Genomic DNA, 26,798 nt, shown 5'->3' with positions numbered 1-26,798 from the left:
CAAAATCAATGTGATTCTGAAATCCGCGTGCCCGTAAATCTAATCACATCTCTATAAAAGTGGCTCATGTCATAATAACCATAGGTGCCCGGCAAGAAGCAATCCTGTTCGCTCAGGAAATCTGTAATGGAGGTTCTGGCTCTTAATATATTGAAATAATGCTTTGGTCCGGTACCAACAACTTTATTAAAATATCTGTTAAGCGACTTTTCACTCATGCAAAGTTCATTTGCGAGTTGCATTGCAGAAAGCTGCATGCTTGAATCTATAAAGGTGCCGATAGAGCGTTGTACTGTAATGAGATAATAGCTTTCAGCATTTTGAGATTTTTTTTCGAGGAGATAATTCTCCCAGAGCTTTATCCGGGTGTCAAAATCAGGTGCTTTTTTTATCTGGTTAATATTTTTCTGCGGTATCAGTTCATCAAGTGGAATCACATCGTCTGCAATCCTTGCCTGGCTTATTCCAAAAATGGCTTCGAATCCTCCTGGTAAAAATTTTACCGTAAATATATTGTCTGTTGGTGCATTTCTTCGTTCGATGGTCTGACTACGTAGTACAAGTACATCGGTACGCTCGTCGATCTGATGCGGCCTGTTTCCATTGTATAGTTGATAGGGGCTTCCAAGGTTCATCCAGATGGTAGGGGTAAAGCTGGGAAAAAGCTTTACTGTAAACTTTTTATCCTGAATAGAAGATCCGGCAGAAAGGAGATCTGTTTCTGAAAAAAATTCGATAAAAGGAGAAAGGCATTCCGCAGGAAGTGAAAAACGGTAGAGTTTTCTGATATTATCGAATATTTCTGTCATATTCTGGAGCCTGCCTATCGGGTTTATAAGACTAATATACGAATCGTATTGTGCTATATCCACTCGGTTGGCCCGATTACTCAGAGAACCCATTATTTTTATGTGGACATTCTGCTGAGGAAGTATTGACTATCATATTTTATATGGAAATTTGAACATGGACAAACTTAGTATGTATAACTATGTTTCTGACAAGAAAGCGCAAAGAAACAAAATATTTCTTCCTCAAAATCTCATTACTTTTTTAGAGCAGGGGGAAAAGGTTGTGAACTATGCTGATCATACTACAATTATTACGGACACTCAGTTTGCCTTACTTTCATCAGGAAATTGTTTGATGACGGAAAAAAGGCCCATAGATAATAGTTACCGCAGTACAATGTTGTTTTTTGATGATGCCGAACTCACAAACTTCTTTGTAAAATATGCTGCAATTATTGATAAGATTTCATCGGAACCTGGCAAAAATCATGAGCCATTTATGGTATTTGAACAGGATAGATTTATCAAAAACTATATGACTTCTCTCAAATTCATTGAATCAGAAGCCTCATCATTTGCTAACCAAAAGCTACAATTGAAATTTGAGGAACTCATGCTTTATCTTCTTGAAAAATATCCGAAGGAAATCCTGTCTTTTCAAACAAGAAGCCAGCAAGTATATCCTGACTTTGAAATAAGAAAAGCAGTTGAACAGAATATCACAAGTAATCTTACATTGGAAGAATTAGCATTTTTATGCCATATAAGTGCTTCTACCTTTAAAAGAAAATTTTTAAAATTATATAATGTGGCGCCGGGGCAGTACTTCCTTCAGCGGAAAATGGAAATTGCAGCATCCCTGTTGTTACAAAACGAAAATCCGGGTGAAGTGTTTTATAAAATAGGATATGAAAATCATTCCAGTTTTTCTCAATCATTTAAGCAGATTTACGGCACAACTCCCAAACAGTTCCAACAAAAAAAGATGGCTGTTTCCCAACAGTTTTTGAACGATTAGCGACAATTCTATAGTATACCTGCATTCTAACTTTGTATTAAATCTTAAATATAAAATAGAATGACAAAAGCGTATTTCTTAGAATTGGCTAATTACAATAATTGGACAGATGATACTGCCATTGAATGGTTGAACCAGATTGATAATGAACAATGGTCTCAACACATTGCAAGTAGTTTCAGCAGTGTTAAACAAACAGTAATCCACCTGGTGAGTGCAAAAAGAATCTGGATTGACTTTTGGACTTTAGTCCCTGATCCGGTTTATTTATCTTCCGGATTTAAAGGAACTAAAGAAGAGCTGATAACGCTATGGAAAAACGCTTCAGTCGATTTGAAGATGTTCATTGAAAACTTTCCTGAGGAAAATTATCTGCAACCGGTTACTTTTATTTATCCAGATGGAAGGAAAGGGCAAATGATATTTTGGCAGACATTTCTTCATTTCATCAACCATGCTACTTTTCATCGTGGACAATTGGTAACTCTGTTGCGCCAAACAGGATTCACTAATTTTTCAAATACCGATTTGGCAACTTATTTCATCAAGAATATTTAGAGGCAGATGCTGATAAATACAGAAGCCTCACCGAAAAAAGGTGAGGCTTTTCATAAAGCCGTGGTCCGTTAGCTGAATTTCTTTATAGCTTCAGGAGTGACAGGGGTAAAGAAGTTGATTAAATTGCCGTCGGGGTCGCGAAACAATAAGGAGCGATTTCCCCATGGCATCGTGGTTGGCTTCTGAATAATTTCACTTAATAAATCTTTAATATTATTGTATTGCTCATCAACGTCCTTCACAAGAAATTCAATGATTACACAGCTATTATTATCCGGTTGTGTCAAATTGTTATGCGCTGTTTGTGCCAGATCTTTTCCGAACAAACTCATTGTCCGTGTACTTCCTATGGCTAAAGTACAAGTGCCCGTAGTGAACTCTGCAAAGTCCTCTGTATACCAGTGCGCAGACAAACCCGTAATTCTCTCAAAAAACTGAACAGATCGTTTGATTTCGGGGGTGATAATTCTTAATGATGCTAAATTCATGATACTATTATTTTATATAATAGCACAAAAATAAATTGACCTGGTGACAGCTAGGTGTCAGGGGTATTGAAATTTTTTTCTTTGTTTTTTAAATAAGTGGCAAGTGTTAGCTCATGAGGTTTGAAACTTAATTCCAGTAATTCAACCTTTATAATCCTGTCTAAACGGAACATTCTATAATCTCTCCTAAGTTGGCAATACGCTATTAATGCCCAACTTTCCTTTAATGTATAATATAATGCAAATGGTTCGATGTTTCGGTCTGTTTCTTCATTCTTACGTTCTGACCGATAGGTAATATTTAAAACTTTAAAGGTCGTTAGTGCATTCTGAATTAATGTCAATGAATCACTTGTCGTTATATTTGGAATGGCAGGACTGACAGCGATTCTATTTGCTAATAATTCCACTTTATCTTTTGTTGCATATAATAAAACAGCTTTTATTTTACTGATTGCATCCTTATAAGCCCCAACAAGAGAGCTATCACTATTGTTCAATATTACTTGTTCAATAGTGATTAAAGCATTGGCCTCATTTTCAGTAAACATGACAGGTGGAATTCTATAACCTTCCATGAGCGAATATCCCTTTCCATTTGATATGGATATTGGAACTCCTGCTTGCTCTAATATCCTTATATCCCGGTATATTGTTCTAACACTTACGCCAAATTTTTCGGCCATTGCTGTGGATGTTATCACCCTTTTTGTTTGCAACTGTGTTAGGATTGCAGTCAGTCTGGAGATCCTTTTAATATCATTATCATTCATTAATCTAATTATATAGGCAATAAAGATATAAACTGTGAGCGCGATATAGGAAAAGTTATTTAATATACACTGTTTTGATATTTACGAATTCAAGAATGCCAAAACCACCCAGCTCCCTGCCATAACCAGAAGTCTTTACACCTCCAAAAGGCAGGCGTGGATCAGATTGTACGCGGTCATTTACAAAAGATGAGCCGGATTCTAATTCTGTTGATGCAATTCGCTCACCTTTAGCAATATCTTTAGTAAATATGGCTGAACCCAATCCAAAAATGCTGTCATTAGCAATACGGATTGCGTCATTTTCATCTTTTGCCGAAATAATCGATGCAACCGGGCCAAAAAGCTCTTCATCATAACCTGTCATACCTGGTAATACGTTAGTGAGAATAGTTGCAGGATAATAAGCATTATTACCTTCAGGTATTTCACCGCCAAGAATACAAACTGCTCCTTTTTCAATAGATTTTACCACTTGCTCATGAAGTTCATCGCGTAGATCGATACGTGCCATCGGCCCAATGTCTGTATTCATTTCAAGTGGGTTGCCCAGTATTTTTTTGTTCATTTTATCAAGAAACAATTGCGTAAACTCAGCAATAACTGATTCTTCAACAACGAATCTTTTAGCAGCAATACAGCTTTGACCACTATTAGTCAGACGGCTGGTCACACAGGTTTCTGCGGCCTTCTCCAAATCTGCGTCTGCCAGAACCACATATGCATCGCTGCCTCCTAACTCCAGTACTACCTTTTTAAGCATTGCACCTGCCTTACTGGCAACACTAATACCAGCGTTTGTACTGCCTGTAAGTGTTACCGCCATGATACGTGGATTTTCAATAATTTTGTCAACTATAGCACTACCTACCAAAAGCGTTTGAAAAACATGAGTAGGGAAGCCTGCCTGAATAATCATCTCTTCGATGACCAAAGCACAACCTGGAACGTTTGAAGCATGTTTTAAAACGCCACAATTTCCTGCGATAAGTGTTGGTGCCAAAAACCGAAATACCTGGAATAACGGAAAGTTCCAGGGCATTACGGCCAAAACTACACCTATTGGCTGGAAGCTGACATAACTTTTCGATGCTTCTGTACTGATAATCTGATCGTCAAGAAAGCTTTCGCCATGCACCGCGTAATATTCGCAGCATAAGGCACATTTTTCTGCTTCAGCTACTCCTTGTTTAACAGGTTTTCCCATTTCATTGGCCATTAGTATTGCCAACTCATCTTTGCGCTCCCGTAAAATTTCAGCAAGTCTGTTCATCAGCTTTCTGCGTTGTATATGAGTGGTTTTTTTCCAGCCCAGCCAGGCACTGTGTGTTTGCCTGATCTTCTCAGCTACTTCTTCTTCATTAAGCGTTATATATTTTTGAATTTCCTGCCCATTAACCGGATTGATTGATGAAATATTCATAGTCGTTGATTTATATGTTCTTTATAATTGGTCACATGCCAAAACTGAGCCAAATAAAGAAGTTAAATAGAAGAATAAACAGGTTGAATTTTCCTCTTTATTTCCCTGATGATAACTTATTTAATTTTTTCCGGGACTCTGGGTTTTCTTTTATGGACAAGGCCTTTTTGAAATATTCAATCGCTTTTGATTTATTGCCAATCGCCAGGAAATAGTCGCCATAAGAATCGTAGACATTATAACTTTCAGGATAATTGTCAACATTTATTTTAAATAGCCCTTCAGCTTTAGCATATTGCTTTCGCACCAAAACATCACATCCCAGATTGTTTATGATATCTTCGGGTGGGGAAAGCTTATAACCCAGCATTTTTGAAACTTCCTGATAATGTTTTTCGAATTTATTTGCTAAGTCTACCTTAGGATCTATAATGTCTTTAGGGGAAATCTTAAAACTATACTTATCAAAAATGAAACGCAAAGCATCATATTCTGTAATTAAGGGTACAGACCCATGGTCATCATTGCTATAATATTTACTTTCATACGTTAATCCATTTTGCTTTTGCTCTTTAATATATTGATCCAAATTAAGAATTGCACGGATATGCCTGGTACCTTTAGTTGTATCGCTCCGGACTGTAGTTATATCCATGCCCTCTCTCAAAGTGTTTGCAATCCCTAAATACAAGGTGGTACCTGAAAAATTCTTTTCTTTCAGAGACTTCGGAACTGTATTTAACAGATTCATTTGATCCCACCACATGCTTGGGTCTATACAAATATAGGAGTTGAACAATTTTGTATGGTTTATTGCAACATTCATTACTGTCAGGCCTCCAAATGAATGTCCGGTTAATATTTTGTACGGTTGCGTTGGGTATAGGGAATCAATACGGGGTATCAATTCCTTTTCAATAAAGGAAACAAAACGTTCGCCGCCCCCTGTTGTTTTTAAAATTAAACTGTCGGTATAGGGTGGGGCAGCATTTACATGTGTTGGTGTCAGATCTCTTATCCTGTCCGTGTTTGGAATGCCAACTACAATCATTTCGGGACAAACAGTATTACCGTTTACCTCACTGAGATGTTGAATCACACCTACTATTGAAGAGAAATGGGAATCACCATCCAATAAATATAATACAGGGTATCGCTGTTTAGAATCAGCGCGCCAACTATTTGGTACATGTATCCATATTTTTCTTTGTTCATTCAGAATTTTCGATTGGATGCTGTCAATTGTTCCGATGGTCACTTTATTGTCCTTTTGAGCTAAGGCACACAGTGAAAAAAATGCTGCAAGAACTGAAAGAATTAGTTTTTTCATTATAGATTATGGTTTTTTGTTAAATATTATATAAATACTAAATATCAGGAATTATTGTTTTATTTAATTTTCTGTTTAAGATAGTGAATTTCTTTTTAAATATAACAGCATTAGTGAGAACAATAATAAGCTGATGATTTTGAATTATGAGATACTGAATGACTGAAATGTCAGAATGAAACTGTAGCTTTTTCTTCTTTATTGATAGTATCAAAATCTGCTCTGATCTTTGTGGAATGGCCTTTGGCGTAATCTTTTGTAAGAGCGTATCGGCAGCTATGCTCAAAAAAATACCGCAGCAAAGCCGTAATATTGTAGAAAGAGAGTTGGCAGTTTCGGCGGTACTGAAAGGGGGGATGCGCAGATTCAGTCCATATAAAATGCAAAAAAGCCACTTCTAAGAGTAGCTTTTGGAGCACGGTGAGGTTTGGAACCCAGAACCTGCACATTTTGTGAAATTTTAAATATTGATAGATAATTTTACTTGTTAGCTTTTCTTCATTATACCTGTAGAACAGTCTGCTAGCATACTGGTGATTTCTTTAATTGTCTTTATACTAAAAGAATGCCTGCCGATTAGCCACCTTTTGATTTCATCTGGATTGATGTCCAGGTAAACAGAAAGGTCATTTTCTGAAAGATTTTTATCGGCTAATATTTTTGCGGTTTTACTGGCGGCTTCCAGATTCAGTTGTGTTAATTCCTCTATAGCTGGGTTTCCACTTTCTTCAAGCCAGATGGATACAAAATCGTTTTCTTCCATTTATGTTTTTAATTTTTTAAGATATCCCGGTTCTTTCGTTCCGTTAGTTCATTTAGCCGGCAAATTTAAAGATATTAAAGTTATTAGCGCAACTCCAAAAGCCCTAAGGACATAAATAGAACTAAAAAAAATGTTAAAGCGGCTATGAGCGTGAGGATACGCTGACAGAAAAGAATTGTTTTATGGACATTTATTAAAGATCCATAAAGTATTATAAACTAGTTGTTTACTGGTTAGTGGCAATGAAGTGCATTGTATCCATCGCAATAATTGAAGAAGAGTTTGAAAAAGCTAATTCTGACATTTAGTTTAGAAGAATGGAATGCCGCTTATATACTGGGTAGTTATTATGTTGTTTTTATAGTCGATTTTTATATTTGAATTGAAAAATATATGTCCTATTTTTATTCATAATAAACAACTAGTTATATTGTTTCCTTTTTATGAAAATAAAAATTTACTTACTGTTCACGTGTCTCTTGCTATGCCTTGGATGCCATTCACAAAATCGCGTTTCTTTAAATTCGACTCCATTGAAAATTAAAAAAACAGCAAGCTATGCAACCGTACAGCCTTATTATCAGGTAGATTTTAGCGCAGCATTTTGCCTGTTTGAAATCAGGGTTAATGATGTGCTTGTATTTACACTTAATTTGGAAGGCCAGACTTCTACGAGTATTCCAATCAATTCAGGTATTTTGCAAAGCGGAAAACAGCAGGTCACGATCAAAGTTCTGCCCATTGCTGGTCAAAAGGTTTTAAACCCGAATGCACAGTTTAGCTATAATATCAAAGTTTTTGATGCCGCTAATAATCTTCATTTCAAAGAACAACTTCCCGGAGAGTATGCTGTAGAGAAAGTTGATCCTGCAAAGAAAAAGAGCTTCCTGACACATACGGCTACTTTTAATGCAGAGGTTCCATACACAGTAATGGCTTACCAGACCGCTACGGATCTTGGATCAGTTGGAGGACTAAAGGATAAACTACTGGGTACTTATCAGCAACTTGCAGATTTGATTGTAAAAGGAGATCTGGAGCAAATAAAGAAATTGATAGCCAATAGGGAAAGTATTGCTGCTGTTACAATGTATCTGAGCAAAGAAGAATCGGACAATAGGCTTACAGGTATGCTTGGCAATTTAAAATCCGGTTATAAATTGGAACCTATACCTGCAAATGCCATCTTGAAGATCTTTGGTAATGGAAAACTTGCAACCTTGGTCAGACCTGATGGTGAGCCTGCTTTAATATTTAAAAATGAGAAAGATAATGAAGAATTAGCATTAGAATTTACATTCTATATTCCAGTCGGTAAAACAGATCTTGAAATTATCTGATTACTTGCTCGTGTGAATTAAATCTATGGAAATAAGTAAGTATAGTAAACCCAGAAAAATAATTCTCATCGCCGGGATTGTTATTTGTTTAGTTAATCTGTTTGTTATTTATCCGCTGGAGCGTTCAACATCTTCTTTTATAATGGAATTCACTTTCTCCTATATAGGTGTTGCATTGTCTATAGTATCAATCCTGTATGGACTTACAGGCGGTCATTTTATAAAATACCTGGCATTCATATTATTGAGTGCTATTGTAAGTGCAACGTGCTGGTATATTTACGGTGCAGGGGGATGGTTGCAGAAATTTATAGCATTTTGGGCCGGCATCCCTTGTGGAATCATTACAGCATTAATATTTTTTATTTTAAGATATTATATATTCTTTCGCAATAGAAAATATCCTGTAAACAGGCAAACAAATATCTTATTGTTTCTCAAGCAATTGGTACTATACTTTGTTGTGCTTTTGATCGTAGCAATAGTGTTTGAAAATGGGGGAGATTGGTTTTACGATATTTTCGAAAAGTAAACTAACGCGTTAAAAATAACAATTGAGTTGTTATAAATAAAAAAGAGGACAATCAATTTTGATTGTCTTCTTTCGTGATCCCGCTGGGATTCGAACTAGATTCAAATATCAACGTTTAAATAGTATTTGGTAGGGTTTTTAAATTCGACTCACCGAATCGCTCACCATTTATTTTGTACGTTTTGACTGCAATTGCAATAATCGTAAATGTGAAAAAAATTTATCATTTAGTAAAAAAGTGCAGGTCCCATCTCCATTAATCACCCTGAAAAACAAGAGATTTTTAGCAGCTTTTTCAACAACCTATAGTTCTACCTATGTGGAATCTATGGCTTGCTATCAATTTGTAATCCAGTCTGGTCCAAAGAAGCGAAGGTGGTGTTGAAAATCTGAGATTGGTCAAACGTTTGCGCAACAATTACCGTTGTTTATTTTGTATGTTCAATCTTTGTATTTTAACTAAGGGTTTGTTCTAGCTGAATCCAGTTGTTATAATATCAAACCAATTTGGAAACGAAAAACTATTAGACTTGATATGGATATACAGATTAAAGAAATTACGAACTATACTCCTGAAATAAAAAACACCATTGGGCATTTCCTAAAGTTATTACAAAGTAACGACAGGGGTATCTCTGATCATCAGTTGAAGGAAATAATATCATCTGAGAACAGTTATCTTTTTTTTGCTGCTAATACCTATGATGTATATATGGGTATGTTAACTGTAGGAATTTATCAGTCGCCAACCGGCAAGAAAGCCTGGATTGAAGATGTCGTCGTTGATGAAACATTTAGGGGACAAGGTATTGGTGAAAATTTGATCGCATTTGCGATCCAGTTCGCCCGGCAGCGCCAAGTGGATATTTTAACTTTAACATCTTCTCCCGCTAGAGTTGCAGCCAATAATTTATATAAAAAAATCGGTTTTCAGCCTAAGGAAACCAATGTTTATAGGATGACTTTAATTAACGATTGTCATGCTTGAACTTGAACATTTTCCAAAAATAGATGCCCATTTTCACTCGACCTTTTATAATCCTGTGTATGAGAAAATAGCGAAAGACTATCATGTAAAATACATCAATATCAATACAGATGCAAGCGTTTTCCCCCGTATGGAAGTCCAAGAAAATGTAGCTTTAGCTTATGTTAAAAAAGCTCCTGAACACTTCGCCTACATTGCCAGCTTTGAAATGCAAGGTTGGGAGAATCCCAATTGGCATAGAAGTGTATTCGACCGTTTAAAAAAATCGGTTGATCAAGGAGCAGTTGGTGTCAAAATCTGGAAAAATATTGGTATGGAGATCTTAAAACCATCTGATAGTTCATTTTTAATGATTGACGACCCATTTTTTGATCCACTCTTTGTCTATTTAAGTGAAAATAAGATTCCTGTACTCACCCATTTAGGAGAACCAAAGAATTGCTGGTTGCCCATTCAAGAAATGACCTCTGAGCGAAACAAGGTTTATTATACCAAAAATCCAGAATTTCATGCTTATTTACATCCTGAGATTCCCGCATATAAACGTCAGATAGAGGCGAGAGACTATTTAATGGACAAATATCCAGACCTGACATTGATTGGTGCTCATCTGGGAAGTTTAGAATGGAGTTATGAAGAGCTTGCCAAACGTTTTGATCGATATTCTAACTTTTACGTTGATTTATCTTCGCGTTTAGGACATTTGCAGATGCAGTCCGTTAACGATTATGAGGGAGTGCGTGATTTTTTTATTAAATATGCTGATCGCATTATGTATGGAACGGACGCCTATAACAATCCTGAGAAACTGACAAGCTCTCTAATTAATGACTGGAAGTATTTCACAACAAATAAACAATGTGAATCCATAGAGGTAAATGGTACATTTAAGGGGATTCATCTACCAGAGGAGGTACTTTATCAGCTTTATTATACCAATGCGCAAAGCATATATCCTGGCCTTAACGTTGAAATCCATTCTTGAATAATCTGTTTAGCTATATATAGCTTTCAACACAAAAAGCCTCAATTTGCATTGAGGCTTTCGTGATCCCGCTGGGATTCGAACCTAGTTCAAATATCAGGGTTTAAACAGTATGTGGGTGGTTTTGAAATTCGACTCCCCGAATAACGCACCTTTTTTTTAATAGTTTTTAGCTGCAAATGCTATACTTAAATATACGATTTTTAAACTAAAAGTAGCAATGAAATTTTCTTAATCGTCCGTCTTATTTTCAAAATAGTATGAATTGTTCATATCAGTATGCGGTGAAAAATGTTCATAAATAATTCTTACTGAATCACCTTTGAATTTCTCACTTATAGAATCGTTAAGTTCATTTATTCGTTTGCACTCCTCAGGTGTCAGGTAGAAGTTATGGTTTTGTAACCAATGCATTGCTTCATCAAACGAATAAGACTCAGAATAACCATTATTCTTTATCTCTTCTAAAATTTCAATTACTGTAATAATATCGGAGTGCTCAATTTGTGGCATTAAACCTGGAATTAGGTCAACCATTCCATCCTCGGAAACTACTACTATCATAGTTGCTTTTTTAAGCTCGAAAAATTCTTGATAAGTAATAGCTGAATTATAACGCGAGCCTCGTGAGGAATCTCCTCTATGTCCAACGATGCCATCTAATATAAGGCCATTGGCATAGCATAATCCACTTTCATCGATTAAAATACCACCGTCGATTGAGGCCAACGGAAGCAAAAGCTCCTCCTTTAATTTAAATGGATTTAATACTATAGCGCGGTTTTTCAGGCGCATTGCTTCATTTGCAGCATCCCTTGAAATAATTAACATTGCACCCTTATTGACTTTCGTTATCGCAATAGAAAGTTGAAACAGGTTTTCTACTTGTTCAGTCTTTATGCCGCTAAATATTCTTCGGGCATCAACGGCAAATTTATTTTTATCGATACTTTCTTGTGCGAACTGGGGAATACCATAACGCATCTGCATAAGTATGTGATCGCAGTGCATAACATCCCAGCAGTGCAGGCCAGTAAACTTTATAATAAACACAGATTCGGTAGAGGGGTCGTATGTGGGTTTTAATTCACCTAATCCTAAAACTTTAAAGGCATTGGTTATTACGTGTAAATTCCCATTAGCTTGCTCAAGAAGTTTCCTAGTCTTTCTATGATCTCGTATTGAAAAGGGCTCTTTTATTTGAACAAGCAGATCAATATCGCTATGACCTTCTTTTGCGACTAAGATAGTCCCATTTACTTCCTCACTTTCGTATTTAGCCTGCGATATTTTATTACAGGTTTCTACCAATCCGTGCAAACCCATTCCATTCCTGCCAGCCCACGAAATAGTATAAATAAAGTTAGTTGCTGCATCGCGCAGTAACTCGTCTGACCTAGGTATTTCAAGATCAAAAAACTCATCATCTCTTGTCTCCTTAAAATTCTTCTTTATTTCATGCAAATAACATTCTACGGCGCACTCGATAAGGGATAGACGAAGCTTAAAGCGTTGTTCTGAGTCTCTTTTCTTCAAATGGATGTGAGATTCATAAACAAACCTGTTTAGTTCTAAAATAACATAAAACTGGTAATCTGAAATGGTAAGTACGTTTGAAACAAAGCTGATAGATTGATTTGCTGTATTTAAGTTATTAAGAATTTCTTCAAGCGCGAGCCGATTGACTTCAGCAAGCAACTGCTTATCCTTTTTTTCTTGAACCCCTGGCCCTGTATAAAACGTGTTCTTATCAAAGTGATTTGTCAATATCTCTTTCGCTTTTGAATTTAGATCATTTAAATTAGGGATTATTTCTTCTAAACTTTCTGGATCAACGCATATAGAATGCCGATCGGTCCTATTAGATTGCAAAAAACCAATCAATGAAACCTTTGGTTCAAGCCCACGGTCAAGTAGGTCGAACAAAGATTCAGCCTGTGTTTGGCAATTTATGCGAAAGTGTGGTTGATAACCCCACATATAGTATTTTAAAATATTTGGATAGCTCATTATTGAAAACGCCCCAATAGTTTTTCGTCAACAAAAGAAACATCAATTGATCCAAGGTTTTTTCTAATGTTGTAATACTCACCTGTTAGCACTTTGATGTCTGGAAAATATTTTAACGAAACTGTTCCCCCGTGCTGGTAAATCTGAGTGCTTGTGAGGTTTGGTGCGTTAGCAAACTGATAGGACAAGGTAAAGAATCCATCCTGACCTTTGGCAATGAGTTCTGAATAGCTGTAAGATGTTGAAGTTTGGATCGTAGTCCCATGGTTTGCGAAATATCCATTTATTTTAACCCCCGAGGCGGTTTGACATATCTCCAGCACAATGTGCATTTGAAAATTACCGTTGTAGTCTGATTGTAATAAGCCAGTATATCGTCCGCTGATATTTGGTAAATCAACCAGCCAATTGAATGCCCATGTCTTCCATAAATAGTTATCGATGAGCCACAAAAATACCCCTACAATTCCTAATACTCCGAATACACCGAGGTAGTCTGATATCGTTTCAATTTCTTCTTTAAACCTTCCTGTAGTAAGATTATTTGCATAAGGACCAAAGACCTTTATCAAAATATTGGCAATAATAATTAATATAGCTACCAGTACCAGGAGAGCATTAGTTTTATAATATTTAAAATTCATATAGCTTAGGAAGAGTTTTAAAAGCCAAGGTAGTTCCACATTTGTACCAGATAGTTGTTCACGTCAACTCTGCTCCACTTGCGACTATCGCGAAAAAGATAAAGTAATTCTGATACTTCACCCCATGTATTACATTTACTATCCTCTCCGGTATTTTGATACAAATAAATAATTGACTGGCGAAGCCTTTCTGTCCATGTATCATAATTGTTGAAAATATGATCTGGTACATTCCAAACAAGACATTCCAACAGGAACGAAGTAATATTATCGCTTACAGCAACCTTGTCGTCAATCATCTTATACCTTATTCGGCGATAAAGACGCGTAACTCGCTTAAAGCGTTTTTGTGTTCGTGCATTTTTCGTTTTACCGTTTTCAATATGCTGCAAAGGATAACAAATAATAGCATTGCCTTTATCTGATATAAATCTTGCACCAACACTTAATGACGTCTTGCTGTCATGTCTATTATATTTAAATGTGGGAACCACATCGGTTACAACACGTGTTGGAGACTCTTTCACAGTTATACACTTATCATTCCGGGTTATATTTCCTATGCCAAATTTTTGAATTAGCGCGTTTTGAACCTGAGCCTTAAAGGTCGCAAATGTATACGTACTGTCTGTGTATCCATAATCTTCTGAAGTTTCGCCATCTGGTACTCTCGTAAAAATTGCATCGTTTAAACGGACATTTACATCAATATCACTGTTCAATCTAACATTTGTATCATTTGCATAGGAACCTTGGGCAAATACTTCAATACTCTTTTTAGATAGTACAGGATCTTCTCTAAGGGCCTCTCTAACAAGTCTGAGAGAATTATCCAGTTTGTCTTGTTCGCTGGCACTTGGTGGCATGCGCCAGCTATTAAATGTCTCTTCACTGAATTTAGCCATTGTAATAATTGGTTGATTTGGTTAATCATGAGTATGTCAAAATTTAGACCATATAACAATATATTGCTAATTGACAGGTATTCTTTAATTCATCTGCCTTTTAGTCAGTTACCATATATTTTAATTCAATTATTACTCGGTTTATTTTCATTTAGTAAGTTTATGTTTTAATACCCTCTATCGTTCTCGAAATAGTTGGTAAAGAAAAAAGATTTCATCCATCAAACCTTAAGATTGCTGGCGCTATGATAAATAGAGACATAAAAATTCTTGACAGTTTACAACAAAGAACTGAAGATTTACCAGAAATACTTCATCTTCGAGCAGCGGATGTGGGATATCAACTGACAGATGAGGATAAATCGTTACTTTTTGATACTTATTCAAAGCTTGACGACATTTTAAAAGAGGTAGCAGCTTTTATAAATATCAAGTTTCCTGGTTGTGAACGACACATTAAAGCTTGGAATGATATTGACTTTGATACAAAAATCGGTGGAATCAAGATCATTACGAACGACCGTGAACATACTAAACGTGAGTGGAGAAAAGGAATGTTCGACCTAAAGAGCCTCATTAAAATGTTACGAAACGAAGCGGTGTTAATCGTAGACAACGACGACGACCATTTTATCGAGAAAAATTTAAAAGACATATCGTCTGATTATTCGTTGGAGCACTACAACGACGAAAAGATTATTCCAAATCAAAATCTAGTTAACGATACGATCTCTTTTTTTGTAAGCGAGCATGGAAAGGGGGCATTTACACCGCTTCAATTCCTAAATCTTTTAGATAAGCAGTATAGCTTTGTTAAGCTAAACTACAATAACGGTGAAAGAGTTATACAACATCTAAAAAATCTTCAATTGTCTGACCGTATTAAACATACATTATATGGCTTTATCCTAAAATGGTTTGGCGGCTACCCAGTGAATAATTTCGATGAAGATTTTGACAGAACATTAAAGTTGGTGCAAAAAGAGTTTCTGAATTTTGAGGGAGATACGCCTGAAAAACAGTATTGCAAAGCGGATCAAACAATGCGTAATAGATTTGAAAAGTATGGAATTGCTTTTACCACCGCTATTAATCATGGAATTGATGTTAACGAAATACTGACTGCAATGGGAGATGACGAGCCTAAACAAAAAATGTTTTATAATTTTTCAGATCTTTTTACCAGTTTGGTAAACGATGGGATTGTGAGAAGTTATAACAATAGTAAGGAGTATTTAATCGCACAAAGTTTTTATAATTATGAGTTTAATGTATGGTTGCAAACCCACAAAGATTGGGAGTATCGAAATGAAGAGCAATATGAAAAAATGCTCACAAAAGAGATTTTTTTAGAATTCTTAACACAACACAAGTCAGCAAAGTATAACAGTTCAAGCTCAATAAAATTTGTAACCGATATTCTGAAGGTCGAAGAAGTAAATGCGATGCAACCCACTATTAGACAAGTCGCTTTAATTTGTCACTATACCGACCGAACTGTAACAAGAGAGAGCGCGAAAGCGATTGTTAAAGAGTATGACCATGCTTCGGGTGATGCTTTATTTAATCTTTACTCTTATTACAGAAGTAAATCGAATCGTATTGGCACTGAAAACACAAAGAAAAAAAACGATAACAAGATCAAGCTTTTTGAAAGTATTCTTAATTGGTTCGAAAATAATGAAGTAGCGAAAAGTAAAGTTGGGGTAGATTTACTGATTTTGAGGGAAGCTGTAGAAAAAGAGAATTTAAATTTGTAACCGATTATAACCGATTACACTTTTTTCTTTGTACCAATTTTACATCAAGTAATAACACTTGATGTATGAAATCCAAAAATACCATATCTGATAAATTTAAACATAGTATATCAATCTATAAAAAATGTACTAAACGAAAAGGGGTGATTGTTGAATGGACTAAGGTTGTCTGTCAGATTGTATCCTCTGTAAAAATTATAGCTGAGATAATAAGAATGTTTATATAATAATTGCTTGCGGTAGGTACAAAACACGAATACTGTAAACAATAAATCTTAGTCAAACGTGAATTTTTGCTGAAGGACATATTGATAATTAAAATCATCAATCAGAACCTGACCAAAAGATCAAAATACAAGCAGCAAAACAGTTTGGACAGGAAAATAGGAGGATAAGATGCAGAAGTTCAATTGATCCTTGCAGTAATAAGACCTTTACAAAAGTTGATGTTTTTATAGAGAAAGACTTTTTGTTAACTCTGATTTTTTTTCTATTGTTTAAAAATATTTACTTCGGAGGGGGGGGGTAGATGCACGTATTGTTCTTCAAATTTTTTCTATCTTGGTGAAAGAATGATAAACCGGACAATTACAGCTAACTTCTCAACAACGACACAATTGAAAAACAAATCTTCTCAATCTTTTATAAATGCCGCGGCTGAATTCGAAAATATCGAAAGAATTCTGCTTTATTTTAAAGTAAGTAATAATTTAATAAATGAAGACTTATTGAAATCAGTTACTAAATTGAAATCATTTAATGAAAAAATGGAACTCCCATATGAACTAGACTCCCAACAAGAGAAAGAATTTCTTGAAATAAATTATTACGAAAAGACTTTGGCCACAATGATGTATGTCAGAACAATGGACAATTTTGAAAATTATTTCAAAGAAATTTTAGCAGAAATCGTCACTAGTGAGCCTCGAGTTCTCAAATCTAAAGAAACTGAACAACTGGATTTTATTTTATCATTTAGTGATTATCAAAGCTTAGTTAATGCAATTGCTGAAAAAAAAATAGAAGCGCTATTTTATCAAAGTATCGAAGGAATTCAAAAATTTTTTAAAGAAAAAGTTAATGTGGAAATTTTTAAAGACAAATCTGAACAAATAAACCTCCTAGTTAAACAAAGAAATTTGGCAGTTCATAATAGGAGTAGAATTTCTAAAGATTTTATCCGACAATTTCCAAATGAAAACTTAATAGAAAATATGTACCTCAATTTCGATTTTGATTATGTTGAAAAAGTCGTTCCAGCATTATATAAGATAATTAATGAACTTGATTATGAATTCAGTGACAAATTTAATCTTAATCAAATTGAATATTAAAAAACTAAAGCAAACATAGCCTTTGTGTGAGGCCGACTGGTGTGTACAACTTAAAGTTTTGCAGTTCTATTTGACATTAGTAATAAATTTAAGCTTTACGCTTCGATTTCCCAATAGAAGGTAAATCCCAAATAGTTAACTGAAATTTCAAACCAACAAATTGCAAATGACAGAAAAAGAACTTATTAAGCTTGGATATATTCCTAGAGAGCTTCCTCCTCCATTTGAAAGTATAACTTTTTCAGATAAAATTGATGTAATAAATGCTGCTTGGAATGTCAAATATAATACTTTGTCAAGGCCGTTAAGACAGAATTATAAAGAATCGAAATGGGTAGCTTTTTCAATCCCCAAAGTTAATCTATCCAGAAGAATAATAAATATTCCAAATCCATTACATCAAAGTAAACTTTGCAAAACTATTTCCGATAAATGGATGGAAATACAAAATATTTATTCTAAATCCAATATTTCGTCGAGCATTCCTATTGAAGACATAGAAAAAAATCGAGCAGTAGTTACAAAGGATAATTTTGGAGAATTTAAAAGCAGAAGATTAAATGAATCGTTCGATAACTTATATGAAGTAAAAACAGATCTTTCAAGATTTTACGGGACAATTTATACTCATTCAATTCCTTGGTTAGTACATACCAAACCAATTGCAAAAGCTAATCGGGAGGATTTTACTTTGCTAGGCAATGCACTAGATAGAGATTTAAGAAATTGCAATTCTGGCCAAACTGTTGGCATTCCAATTGGTCCAGACACATCATTAATTATAGCTGAAATAATAACTTGCTTAATGGATGAGCAAATTCACAATAAGCTAAAAAATGTAAAAACATTTAGATTTATTGACGATTATTATTTGTACTGTGATAGTTATGCTGATGCTGAAAAAGCATTCAAATTTCTCCAATCGTTATTTACAGAATTTCAACTTGATATTAACGAAGAAAAAACTAAAATATCAAAATCACCTCTTGCATTCGATACGAAATGGTCTATAGAACTGGGCACATTCGCATTTAGAAAAACACCCAAAACACAATTGACAGACATTGAACGATTTGTCAGTCTTTCCCTTCTTCATTCAAATGAAAATCCAAATGATTCTGTTCTGCTTTTTTCTATACAAGTATTAAAATATATTGAATTATTTGATGAGAACTGGAATACTTATCAATCGCTAGTATTAAAAATTGCAATTACTGAGCCACGGACATTATCAGTTGTGACGGAAATTTTAGCTTCAAATAGAAGTCGAATTAGTAAACTAAAAATAAAGAGCATTATTGAAAAGCTAATAACAATCAATTTGCCAAAAGGTCATAATTATGAGGTAGCTTGGGCCTTATGGATGTGCGTTGAATTTAAGATTAAGCTTAAAAATAAAATGGCTCAGGAAATATTTGCTTCAAATGATATTTTATCAATGCTTATTGCAATGGATTTGAAAAGTAGAAACTTAATCAATGCATCTGTCTCTACAAGTCTGCTTTTAAGCGAATTAACGACTGATTCTTTGATGAATGAAAATTGGCTTTTTACTTACGAATCTATAAAAAAGGGTTGGTTAGTTCCAGCAGCCAGCCCAATTGATAATAATGAATACTTTAAAATTCTATTAGCAAACGACGTTTACTTTTACAATGAAACTGCAAAAATAAAAACGTACACTATCAAGAAACCAGTAATCAAAAAGGGAATCGGTTTATCAGAAGTTAAAACTGATACAGCCAAAACAATTGTTTATTCTGGTGGTAGTAGAAGTCCATATTAACAAAAGCCGACTTTAGCATAGATTTGCATCAGGTGGCTAAAATGCAAAATTCCACGTTTCCTAACAAGTCATTAAGTTTGGATAAAATAATTTTTATCGTCCATATAAGAAGAATTAATACTCGAAGCTATGCCCAACAAATATTTCAAACCGCACGAAGCTTTTGACCTCAATCCACATTCATATGATGTAGGGATATTCACCGGACTTAAAAGTGGCTACGAGGATAATCTTTTCATAAAAAAACTATTCACACTGCCCGAACAGGAATACCCTGCCTTTTATCAATATCATCTAAACTATTATTTAAGAAAGGAACCGCAAGGTGAACAAGAGTTTTTCACGTTTGTATGGCAGGTCGTATTACGGCGTATTAATTTTCTTGACCATAAAAACCCATTTAATTCAAGTCATGCGCTGGATATGGAGATATTGGAAAAACTCACAGGTTTCCAAAAATATCTTCGCTCGATTGACATGTGGAATACCCAAAAGACCTTACCAGAAATTATTGCCGATCAACATGCTGAAATCAGGAAGCAGCAATCAGAGATTGACAGGCTAAAAGAAAAACTAAAAAAGGCGACTACCCTCGAAAAAGAAGGCTATATCAATATCAGAGCTGGGAGGCTGCATACCTTTTATGACCTTATACATCAGTTGCAGGATATTAAACTTGCCGATGGCATAGAACTATTGTATCCTGCCGATCAAATTATCTGGCGCAGAATGATCTGCAAGTTCTTCCGGGAGAAGAATAATGAGCCAATTAATTTCAATACTATGCATCGTTATTTTCCAGCCGATAAGAAAAATATAGGCAAGAAATACAAGGAGATTGACGAAAAGGATAAACTTTTAAAGATCGTTTCCGCTAAAAAGCGTAGTTGATTTCGACACTCTGCCAGTTTATTTAAGTTTGCCTTGTCTTACTTAATAACAACTTATCATTCAGCTGTTTGAAAGCGTTACCAGTTTATCAAATACCTCTCTAATTTAACCACAAGAAATTCCGTGGTCAATAATCACGAATTCTATAGCATTTCTTTGAACCAAATTCAAAGGCTATGGAAATCATTAACGAACAAGCCCTTAGCCAGTGCATCCGTAATGCAGTAAGGGCAGAACTCAGGGAACATTTCAGAACAGGCAGCAACCAGCTGCCAAAGGAAGAACAACTATTATCCAAACAGGAACTGGCCGATGAATTTGGCATATCACTGGTCACGCTGACAGATTGGATGAAAAAGGGGCTACCCTTTTTACGGCTGCATAAGCGCGTATTTTTCGAGCGTAGCAAAGTACTTGAAATCATGCGACGGCAGATAACTAACAGCACATAAGCAATAGGCTATATATCTAAATAACTCAATAGCTGATAGGCTATATAACTGTATAGCTAGTTAGCTGCATATATAACTATGTAACAGGACAAATCTGATACCTGCCATCCAAAAGGAAGCGGGAACATATACAATCATCATATAAAGGAGGATAAGGATGCAAGTAGAAATCATCACAAAGGACGATTTAAAGCAGTTTAAAACCGAACTGCTGAATGATATTAAAGCTATTGTGAAGTCGCAGGAAAAGACCAAGGAATGGCTTAAAAGTGCAGAAGTACGCAAGATGCTGAATATTTCACCAGGCACATTACAAAATCTGCGCATTAACGGGACTTTAAGTTACACAAAGATCGGCGGGATGATGTATTATAAACTAGAGGACATCACCAGACTATTAGGGGGAGGTCAACCATGACAGTCACAGGAATCCAAAATAAGGCAGCTGATTATAGCAAATGGGTTAAGCGTATGGGGGCGGATGGCAGAACGCTGGCCACCCATATCAGCCTGCTTACCGCACTGTTTGTCTGCTGGCAGCAAAGCGGTTTTGAAAATCCTTTTGCTATCACCCGCAAAAAGCTGATGGCTTTTTCCAGAATAGCATCTATTGCGACCTATCACAAATGCATCCGTGAACTGGATGAATTTGGGTATATCCGTTATCAGCCATCCTACCATCCGCTAAAGGGAAGCCTGGTCTGGTGGCCGCTCGTGTCTGAGCGGCCATCAGACCAATGAAAAAGGAGCCGGAAAACCCGGCGTAGCATGTACCCGGATGCTCCTTTCAGGAGCTATCCGGGTAATGGAAACCGCAGGAAGTAAGGCGAGGCTTTCAGCACGCCAAACTTATGCGGTTTGTAGGAAGCAAGTTTGTGTTTTTGTTACACAAAAACTCCCCCAAGCCTGCGGCAAGGGGACAACTTGCTTCAAGCTCCCGATGGTCGCATGAAGATGCAGGGTGCAGAAGCAAGAGCGGATAAGTCATTTTAAACGTGAGAAACTATGACCAGTACAACATTAAACACGGGTTTTAAAGCCCCAGTAAATAAGACAGATAAGTGCCCAAAACATAGAGGCGGCGCACCGCAAAAAAGGATCAAACGAGCCAACGGCATCCGTGTCCGGCTGACCGCTACAGAGCGTTTCCTGATTGAATCCAAAGCCCGGCAGGCGGGCATGCGGATCAGCGACTGGATCAGGGCGGCTGCCCTGAAAGCTAAGGTTGTAGAGAGAGTAAGCGCAGAGGACAGGCGTGTCCTGCACCTGCTGGCAGGCATGGCCAACAACCTGAACCAGCTGACCAAGTTGGCGCATAACAGTGGAATTATAAGTATTGTGATCAAGTGCGACAACCTGTTAACGGAGATTGATCAGACTCTTAAATATCTGAACAACGATGATGGGAAAGATACCTAAGTCCGGCAAAAGTTTTAAAGGCTGTGTGGAATACTGCATGTTGAAAGAAGGTGCTGTTGTACTAGATGCGGACGGCCTGCGTATAGGTGAAGTAGCGCACACCATTGCCGATTTTAACATGCAACGGAAAATGCGGCCGGGCTTAGGACAAGCGGTAGGCCATATTGCACTAAACTGGAGCCCGGAGGATGCCCCAAAACTTACCAATGATCTAATGGTGAGCATTGCCAAGGAGTACCTAAAAAAGATGAAGATTTCGGGTACGCAAGTACTAATGGTCAGGCATCACGACACCAATCACCCACACTTGCATTTGGTTTATAACCGGGTGGACAATGAGGGCAAAACGATAAGCGATTCTAGTCAGCGGTGGAACAATGTAAAAGTAAGCAAAGCACTTACCTTAAAGTACAGTTTCCATATGGCAAAGGGCAAAGACAGGGTAAACCGTCAGCGGCTTAAAGGAGCGGATAAAGTAAAGTACCAAATTTACGATCAGATCAAAGCAATCCTGCCGACAGTTAAAAGTGTAGACGAACTGCAAAAGCAATTGGGTAAGCAGGGTATCAGCATGCTGTATAAGTATAAAAGTGGAACAGTGGAAGTACAAGGGGTCAGTTTTGGTAAAGGCGAATACCAGTTCAAGGGATCGGAGGTTGACCGCAGTTTGAGTTATGGGAAAATAAGTAAAACGATCACCGACAATGTTCGGGAGAAGCAAAAGCAGCAGCCAAAAGAAAGAATAGCACAACTAAAGAGCCTAGTCGACCAGCTTAGGGAAGTAATACAGCAGTCCGAGCATGAAACCCATTATTTAAATCAGGAACCACAAACGCAATACTTGCAGCACGAGCCGCAAACCAAATATTTGGACACACCAAATCCCAAAATTGATATATCAGATGACGTTGATGATGAGGCTATTTATGGCCGTAACAGGCAACGTAAGGGACAAGCCCGCACCAATACAAGGTAAGAAAACTAATGATTTTTAAACTCAACATTTAAAGAAAGGAACATCACATGAGCAATCAGCAAACACCTGATAAAACAATTATAGACGAAGTGGTAGAAAGTCTGATCAAAAGGACGGAACTACTGGAAAAGGAACTGGCTACAAAGAACGAAGCACTTTCGGCAAAGGAAGAACAAACACAAGCCTTAATTACTGACTTTGAAAACAAATTTGGTAACATTGTCATCCAAGCACCTAAATCGGATTTATCTGAAATCAATACATCACTGAAAAATGGCTTAGTCAACATCAATCAGAATATGGAAAAATGGCCAAAGCCCCTCAAAAAAGAATATCGCTTTTTGTTCTTCTCCGAGCAGCTTAGGAGCGTGGAATACATTAGGGCTGTTTTGACCAGAATAATCTTGTGTTTACTGGCTTTGGTTTTTATGATCTTTGCTTATCTGCTACTGAATAACCATATGAAGTGAAATTTGCAAATCATTTGATTGGCTATGGCAATGATCGGGCAAACAAAGGGGGGGCGATAACTTCAAACCCTTTGTCACTCCAACAACGAGGTTTTACAGTTTTGGTGCTTATTCTTAGAACTTATGTCCATCTCACATTTTAACACTAATGCCCTTATATCCATACAGCTACCGTTTTATTAATAGCACAGCAATCCATATAAACATAAGCAAGGATATGGTCTGATTCTGCTATCAAAGGGCTTCTTAAAAATAAGTATTAAATCTTAATCATGATATTATTGACATTTATATACTTTAATGTCATTCCATCTTGATAGTATAAAGTAATTGTCAAATCCATTTTTTTATCATTAACAATAATTGTTTTAGCGATTGGCTCTACTGCATACATACTGATATTGTCTTCTGCTTTTATTTTGACCTTGTTAAATATACCGTCACAAACTAATTGACATTCGCCATCAGTTTTGGCGATCAAAACTATTTGCGCCTTATCAAAGCTGTTTTTATCAAATGGAAGGGTTGCTACAGAAATCCTTAGATTATTGGTAATATTAAATGAAACTCGGGTTATCCCTTGCATTGATCCAGTCATTTCTTTCATTACAAATGCGCTATCAACAACTTTTAATTGACGTTCCTTATTTAGCGCCCAATACATTGGTTGTTTATAGTTTTTATCAAACTTACTAGCAAAGAAAGCACCCATCTCAAAGGTCATTTGAGAATCAAAACATACTGCCTCATGTAACGGAGTCCAATTACCTTTAGACTGAAAGCAATAGTCCGATGATTGGGCAATAGCCAAGGAACTATTAAAGACCAAGGCCAGTAGTAGAAACTTTTTCATCATTTGTCGTAATTATTTAAATTAGTGAACTATAAATATAAAAGACTAACAATCCACCGCAAGCGTTTGGTTACGGTTGTCTATAAATACCCTTATTTAAAGGCTCTTTATTACTACTTTGATTATACCCAATTAAGGATTATTTAGTGATATTCTTTTTCTTTGGAATTTCGCTCGCAATAGGCTTTTCTGGGAAAAAGTCCTTTATAGAACATTGAAGTATCTCAGCAATTTTATTCAAATGATTGATATTGTATTTATCCGGGGTTTTACTGCTCTCTACGTTCCCTACAAATTTTGAATTTAATTCCATACCCACCGACAAATTGCTCTGGCTAATGTCTGCCTTCATCCTTATCTCTCTCACTTTATCTATAACGTATTGCTCTATTTTGGATATTTCGCTCATATTCTATGAGCTAAGTAAGCCATAAAAGAAAAATAAATCACCCTGATATAGCAGGGTTTGTTCTTTTTTTATCTATATTAGATTATGATTTAAACACAACAATAATAATATTTTAAAGAGTCTTACGGTTACAAAATCTGACGCCGTTAACGTAGGACAGCAGAGTAATGCCATATCTATGCGTAGATGTGCTATATTTGCGCATTGAGATAGATGTGGGATCTGCTGTAAATCCATGTTAACGTAAGGCGTCAGAAACTTTAATGTAACCATGGTTGGCGGATTCCACATTTATCATTTCCGCCAATTTCAGACTCATTTGAACAGTTTATTAACTATAAATGAGATGATATATGGAAATGTACCCCTTATCCCTAGCAGATGAACACTCTTTTTATTTTAAGACGTTTGTCAAATCGCTAGTCCAAAAGTTTGAGCCCCAACAAGTTTTCTGCTTTGCAAAAAAGAGTTTATTAGAGCAATCCAATGGCTGTTTTATAGATTATAAAACTGATCATAGTAGCAATTATTGTTTATTGATCGTAACAGCAAGCGCTACTCGGATTGATCACGAGATCCAGGAATTTGCCAATTTTCATTATAAACATGGCGTAATCACGATTCTTTGCCACGGAAAAGAAACTATCCTAGAGGCTATCAAGGCCAACAATAGATTCTTTATTACGGTTTATAATACCGGGTATTTATTATACAGCCATGATGGTATGACCCAACCAGATTTACCGGTCAGATTTATCCCTACACAAGCCGGGATAAAAGCTAAAAAACAACTACGTCATCGAATGCCATTAGTTGAGGGTTTTCTTACTGGCTCACATCAATGTCTAGTGAATCAACAATATAATGTATGCACTTTCTTGCTCCATCAGGCCGTAGAACAATGCTGTATTGTACTGATCAGAGTGCATATCGCATACCGTTCAGAGATTCATAATTTAAAACGTCTTTTAAATCTATGTAACTGCTTTTCCAACAAGCCGTTTAAGATGCTACGATCAGGAAATGCTGAGGATGAAAGGCTCTTTGAGATTTTGATCAAAAGCTACTCAGAAGCACGTTATGGTGATCATTTCTCAGTTGAATTTGAGGATGCACAGCACTTATATGATAGGATTACAGATTTCGTTGATCTTGCTAAGTCCATGTGTAAAGAGAAAATTCAGAAGCTAGAAAACGAGGCTTCGTTGTATAAAAGAATAGCACAAGAAAGTGAGGCTATTCATGGATAAGCTGAATATAGACGTTCCGTTTTACGGTAAACAATTCTTTATGCTGCCCTTTAAAAAGGGAACGAGAATACTGTTACGCAAAACAGTTGATCGCTGTGCGAATTACGACTCATTAAAGCTACCACAGCGTGAAAATCAGGTTCGTATAATTTCTTATAAGGGCGGTATCTTATTGCTGGCGGTAACCGTACCCAAAGAAATAGAACAAAGGGTATCAATCAAGGTCACAGAAGGGTTTCTTCTGGTCAGTTGTAGTTCACATCAGGGTGAAAAATATCTCAGTTATTATGCCAGCCTATCGCTGAATTACCTGCTGTGCAACGGTGATTCGGTAGATTTCAAAGAATTTTATTAAAATCCACCTTGATGAAAACAAAGAAAATAAAAAAACAATTGGACTATCAGCCTGCTAGGTTGACAGCCTCACAAATGGAAAACCCTTTAAGATTGATGTCTTATTTTTTTGCAGACTTCCCCATTCATGAGACAAGAGACAATTTATGGGAACTATACAAAGGCTGGATTTATCATTCCGCAACATATACAGATGAAGACCTAACAAAAAATATGATGTGCTTTTACACCCAGTTCCTAGAAATGGTCAATGCCTGTTATGTCTATTCTGAAATGACAAAACCTAAAAAATGATT

30 protein-coding genes are annotated in these 26,798 nt (G+C 36.2%); 19 read left to right on the top strand and 11 right to left on the bottom strand.

Features of this window, described 5'->3' with window-relative positions:
• Positions 1–5: 5 nt before the first annotated feature.
• Complete coding sequence (locus HDE70_RS11190; protein WP_183890090.1) at positions 6–809, bottom strand: helix-turn-helix domain-containing protein; 804 nt, start codon at positions 807–809, stop codon at positions 6–8.
• 172 nt (positions 810–981) lie between these two features.
• Between HDE70_RS11190 and HDE70_RS11185 the strand changes: the two genes are divergently transcribed.
• Both HDE70_RS11185 and HDE70_RS11180 read left to right on the top strand, forming a co-directional pair.
• Positions 982–1,809, top strand: coding sequence for an AraC family transcriptional regulator (locus HDE70_RS11185; RefSeq protein WP_260160374.1), 828 nt, complete (start codon positions 982–984; stop codon positions 1,807–1,809).
• Positions 1,810–1,869: 60 nt separating this feature from the next.
• The gene (locus HDE70_RS11180) at positions 1,870–2,367 is read left to right on the top strand and encodes a DinB family protein (protein WP_183890089.1); all 498 of its coding nucleotides are present in this window, start codon (positions 1,870–1,872) and stop codon (positions 2,365–2,367) included.
• A 68-nt stretch (positions 2,368–2,435) separates the two neighbouring features.
• Here the strand turns inward: HDE70_RS11180 and HDE70_RS11175 are convergent, their stop codons facing one another.
• From HDE70_RS11175 to HDE70_RS11155, 5 genes are all read right to left on the bottom strand, one after another.
• Entirely contained in the window at positions 2,436–2,855 is a 420-nt protein-coding gene (locus HDE70_RS11175; RefSeq protein ID WP_183890087.1) for a VOC family protein, read from the bottom strand.
• 50 nt (positions 2,856–2,905) lie between these two features.
• The gene (locus HDE70_RS11170; protein WP_183890085.1) at positions 2,906–3,628 is read right to left on the bottom strand and encodes a helix-turn-helix transcriptional regulator; all 723 of its coding nucleotides are present in this window, start codon (positions 3,626–3,628) and stop codon (positions 2,906–2,908) included.
• 55 nt (positions 3,629–3,683) lie between these two features.
• Positions 3,684–5,051 (bottom strand): NAD-dependent succinate-semialdehyde dehydrogenase, encoded by a 1,368-nt coding sequence (locus HDE70_RS11165; protein ID WP_183890083.1) that lies wholly within the window; start codon positions 5,049–5,051, stop codon positions 3,684–3,686.
• A 97-nt stretch (positions 5,052–5,148) separates the two neighbouring features.
• On the bottom strand, positions 5,149–6,381 hold the full coding sequence (locus tag HDE70_RS11160) for an alpha/beta hydrolase-fold protein (protein WP_183890081.1): 1,233 nt from the start codon (positions 6,379–6,381) through the stop codon (positions 5,149–5,151).
• A gap of 487 nt (positions 6,382–6,868) precedes the next feature.
• Positions 6,869–7,144, bottom strand: a complete 276-nt coding sequence (locus HDE70_RS11155) for a hypothetical protein (protein WP_183890078.1) — start codon at positions 7,142–7,144, stop codon at positions 6,869–6,871.
• Positions 7,145–7,677: 533 nt separating this feature from the next.
• Here HDE70_RS11155 and HDE70_RS11150 point away from each other — a divergent pair.
• The 4 genes from HDE70_RS11150 (at position 7,678) to HDE70_RS11135 (ending at position 10,989) form a co-directional block, all read left to right on the top strand.
• Complete coding sequence (locus tag HDE70_RS11150) at positions 7,678–8,484, top strand: hypothetical protein (protein WP_183890076.1); 807 nt, start codon at positions 7,678–7,680, stop codon at positions 8,482–8,484.
• A gap of 25 nt (positions 8,485–8,509) precedes the next feature.
• Positions 8,510–9,016, top strand: coding sequence for a hypothetical protein (locus tag HDE70_RS11145; RefSeq protein WP_183890074.1), 507 nt, complete (start codon positions 8,510–8,512; stop codon positions 9,014–9,016).
• 535 nt (positions 9,017–9,551) lie between these two features.
• Positions 9,552–10,004 (top strand): GNAT family N-acetyltransferase, encoded by a 453-nt coding sequence (locus tag HDE70_RS11140; protein WP_221270610.1) that lies wholly within the window; start codon positions 9,552–9,554, stop codon positions 10,002–10,004.
• Complete coding sequence (locus HDE70_RS11135) at positions 9,997–10,989, top strand: amidohydrolase family protein (protein ID WP_183866831.1); 993 nt, start codon at positions 9,997–9,999, stop codon at positions 10,987–10,989. The genes HDE70_RS11140 and HDE70_RS11135 overlap by 8 nt, the downstream gene beginning before the upstream one ends.
• A 231-nt stretch (positions 10,990–11,220) precedes the next feature.
• Here HDE70_RS11135 and HDE70_RS11130 read toward each other — a convergent pair whose 3' ends face one another.
• From HDE70_RS11130 to HDE70_RS11120, 3 genes are read right to left on the bottom strand one after another with little or no spacing between them, the layout of a single operon-like run.
• Complete coding sequence (locus HDE70_RS11130; RefSeq protein ID WP_183890072.1) at positions 11,221–12,969, bottom strand: diadenylate cyclase; 1,749 nt, start codon at positions 12,967–12,969, stop codon at positions 11,221–11,223.
• Positions 12,970–12,998: 29 nt separating this feature from the next.
• Entirely contained in the window at positions 12,999–13,643 is a 645-nt protein-coding gene (locus HDE70_RS11125) for a hypothetical protein (protein ID WP_183890070.1), read from the bottom strand.
• Positions 13,644–13,660: 17 nt separating this feature from the next.
• Positions 13,661–14,548: a nucleotidyltransferase gene (locus HDE70_RS11120; protein ID WP_183890068.1), complete on the bottom strand. Its 888-nt coding sequence runs from the start codon at positions 14,546–14,548 to the stop codon at positions 13,661–13,663.
• A gap of 245 nt (positions 14,549–14,793) precedes the next feature.
• On the opposite strand from HDE70_RS11120, the gene HDE70_RS11115 reads away from it, so the two are divergent.
• The 10 genes from HDE70_RS11115 to HDE70_RS11070 all read left to right on the top strand — a co-directional run bounded on the left by HDE70_RS11115 (position 14,794) and on the right by HDE70_RS11070 (position 23,636).
• Positions 14,794–16,308, top strand: coding sequence for a hypothetical protein (locus tag HDE70_RS11115; RefSeq protein ID WP_183890067.1), 1,515 nt, complete (start codon positions 14,794–14,796; stop codon positions 16,306–16,308).
• A 617-nt stretch (positions 16,309–16,925) separates the two neighbouring features.
• Entirely contained in the window at positions 16,926–17,642 is a 717-nt protein-coding gene (locus HDE70_RS11110) for a hypothetical protein (protein ID WP_183890065.1), read from the top strand.
• Between the two features lie 166 nt (positions 17,643–17,808).
• A complete protein-coding gene (locus HDE70_RS11105) occupies positions 17,809–19,428 on the top strand; it encodes an RNA-directed DNA polymerase (RefSeq protein WP_183890063.1) in 1,620 nt (539 codons plus the stop codon).
• A gap of 129 nt (positions 19,429–19,557) precedes the next feature.
• Entirely contained in the window at positions 19,558–20,319 is a 762-nt protein-coding gene (locus HDE70_RS11100) for a hypothetical protein (protein ID WP_183890061.1), read from the top strand.
• Between the two features lie 176 nt (positions 20,320–20,495).
• Positions 20,496–20,771, top strand: a complete 276-nt coding sequence (locus HDE70_RS11095) for a helix-turn-helix domain-containing protein (RefSeq protein WP_183890059.1) — start codon at positions 20,496–20,498, stop codon at positions 20,769–20,771.
• 157 nt (positions 20,772–20,928) lie between these two features.
• Complete coding sequence (locus HDE70_RS11090) at positions 20,929–21,189, top strand: helix-turn-helix domain-containing protein (RefSeq protein ID WP_183890057.1); 261 nt, start codon at positions 20,929–20,931, stop codon at positions 21,187–21,189.
• The gene (locus HDE70_RS11085; protein WP_183890055.1) at positions 21,186–21,512 is read left to right on the top strand and encodes a hypothetical protein; all 327 of its coding nucleotides are present in this window, start codon (positions 21,186–21,188) and stop codon (positions 21,510–21,512) included. The genes HDE70_RS11090 and HDE70_RS11085 overlap by 4 nt, the downstream gene beginning before the upstream one ends.
• Positions 21,513–21,776: 264 nt before the next feature.
• Positions 21,777–22,190, top strand: a complete 414-nt coding sequence (locus HDE70_RS11080) for a plasmid mobilization protein (RefSeq protein WP_183890053.1) — start codon at positions 21,777–21,779, stop codon at positions 22,188–22,190.
• Positions 22,171–23,166 (top strand): relaxase/mobilization nuclease domain-containing protein, encoded by a 996-nt coding sequence (locus tag HDE70_RS11075; RefSeq protein ID WP_183890051.1) that lies wholly within the window; start codon positions 22,171–22,173, stop codon positions 23,164–23,166. The genes HDE70_RS11080 and HDE70_RS11075 overlap by 20 nt, the downstream gene beginning before the upstream one ends.
• A 47-nt stretch (positions 23,167–23,213) precedes the next feature.
• Complete coding sequence (locus HDE70_RS11070; protein WP_183890049.1) at positions 23,214–23,636, top strand: hypothetical protein; 423 nt, start codon at positions 23,214–23,216, stop codon at positions 23,634–23,636.
• A gap of 259 nt (positions 23,637–23,895) precedes the next feature.
• Here the strand turns inward: HDE70_RS11070 and HDE70_RS11065 are convergent, their stop codons facing one another.
• A complete protein-coding gene (locus tag HDE70_RS11065; RefSeq protein ID WP_183890047.1) occupies positions 23,896–24,492 on the bottom strand; it encodes a hypothetical protein in 597 nt (198 codons plus the stop codon).
• A gap of 136 nt (positions 24,493–24,628) precedes the next feature.
• Positions 24,629–24,898, bottom strand: a complete 270-nt coding sequence (locus tag HDE70_RS11060) for a helix-turn-helix domain-containing protein (RefSeq protein WP_183890045.1) — start codon at positions 24,896–24,898, stop codon at positions 24,629–24,631.
• Positions 24,899–25,251: 353 nt separating this feature from the next.
• Between HDE70_RS11060 and HDE70_RS11055 the strand changes: the two genes are divergently transcribed.
• The 3 genes from HDE70_RS11055 to HDE70_RS11045 are packed head-to-tail and all read left to right on the top strand — an operon-like array spanning position 25,252 to position 26,796.
• Positions 25,252–26,148 carry a HEPN domain-containing protein gene (locus HDE70_RS11055; RefSeq protein WP_183890043.1) on the top strand — a complete coding sequence of 299 codons (897 nt, stop codon included), beginning with the start codon at positions 25,252–25,254 and terminating at the stop codon, positions 26,146–26,148.
• A complete protein-coding gene (locus tag HDE70_RS11050; RefSeq protein WP_183890041.1) occupies positions 26,141–26,503 on the top strand; it encodes a hypothetical protein in 363 nt (120 codons plus the stop codon). Before HDE70_RS11055 ends, HDE70_RS11050 begins: the two co-directional genes overlap by 8 nt.
• Positions 26,504–26,514: 11 nt before the next feature.
• Positions 26,515–26,796, top strand: coding sequence for a hypothetical protein (locus HDE70_RS11045; RefSeq protein ID WP_183890039.1), 282 nt, complete (start codon positions 26,515–26,517; stop codon positions 26,794–26,796).
• Positions 26,797–26,798: the final 2 nt, after the last annotated feature.

It is taken from the genome of Pedobacter cryoconitis, from assembly GCF_014200595.1.
Classification (GTDB): domain Bacteria; phylum Bacteroidota; class Bacteroidia; order Sphingobacteriales; family Sphingobacteriaceae; genus Pedobacter; species Pedobacter cryoconitis_C.
The sequence above is the reverse complement of the archived record's forward strand: the minus strand, read 5'-3'. Positions and strand labels throughout refer to the sequence as shown.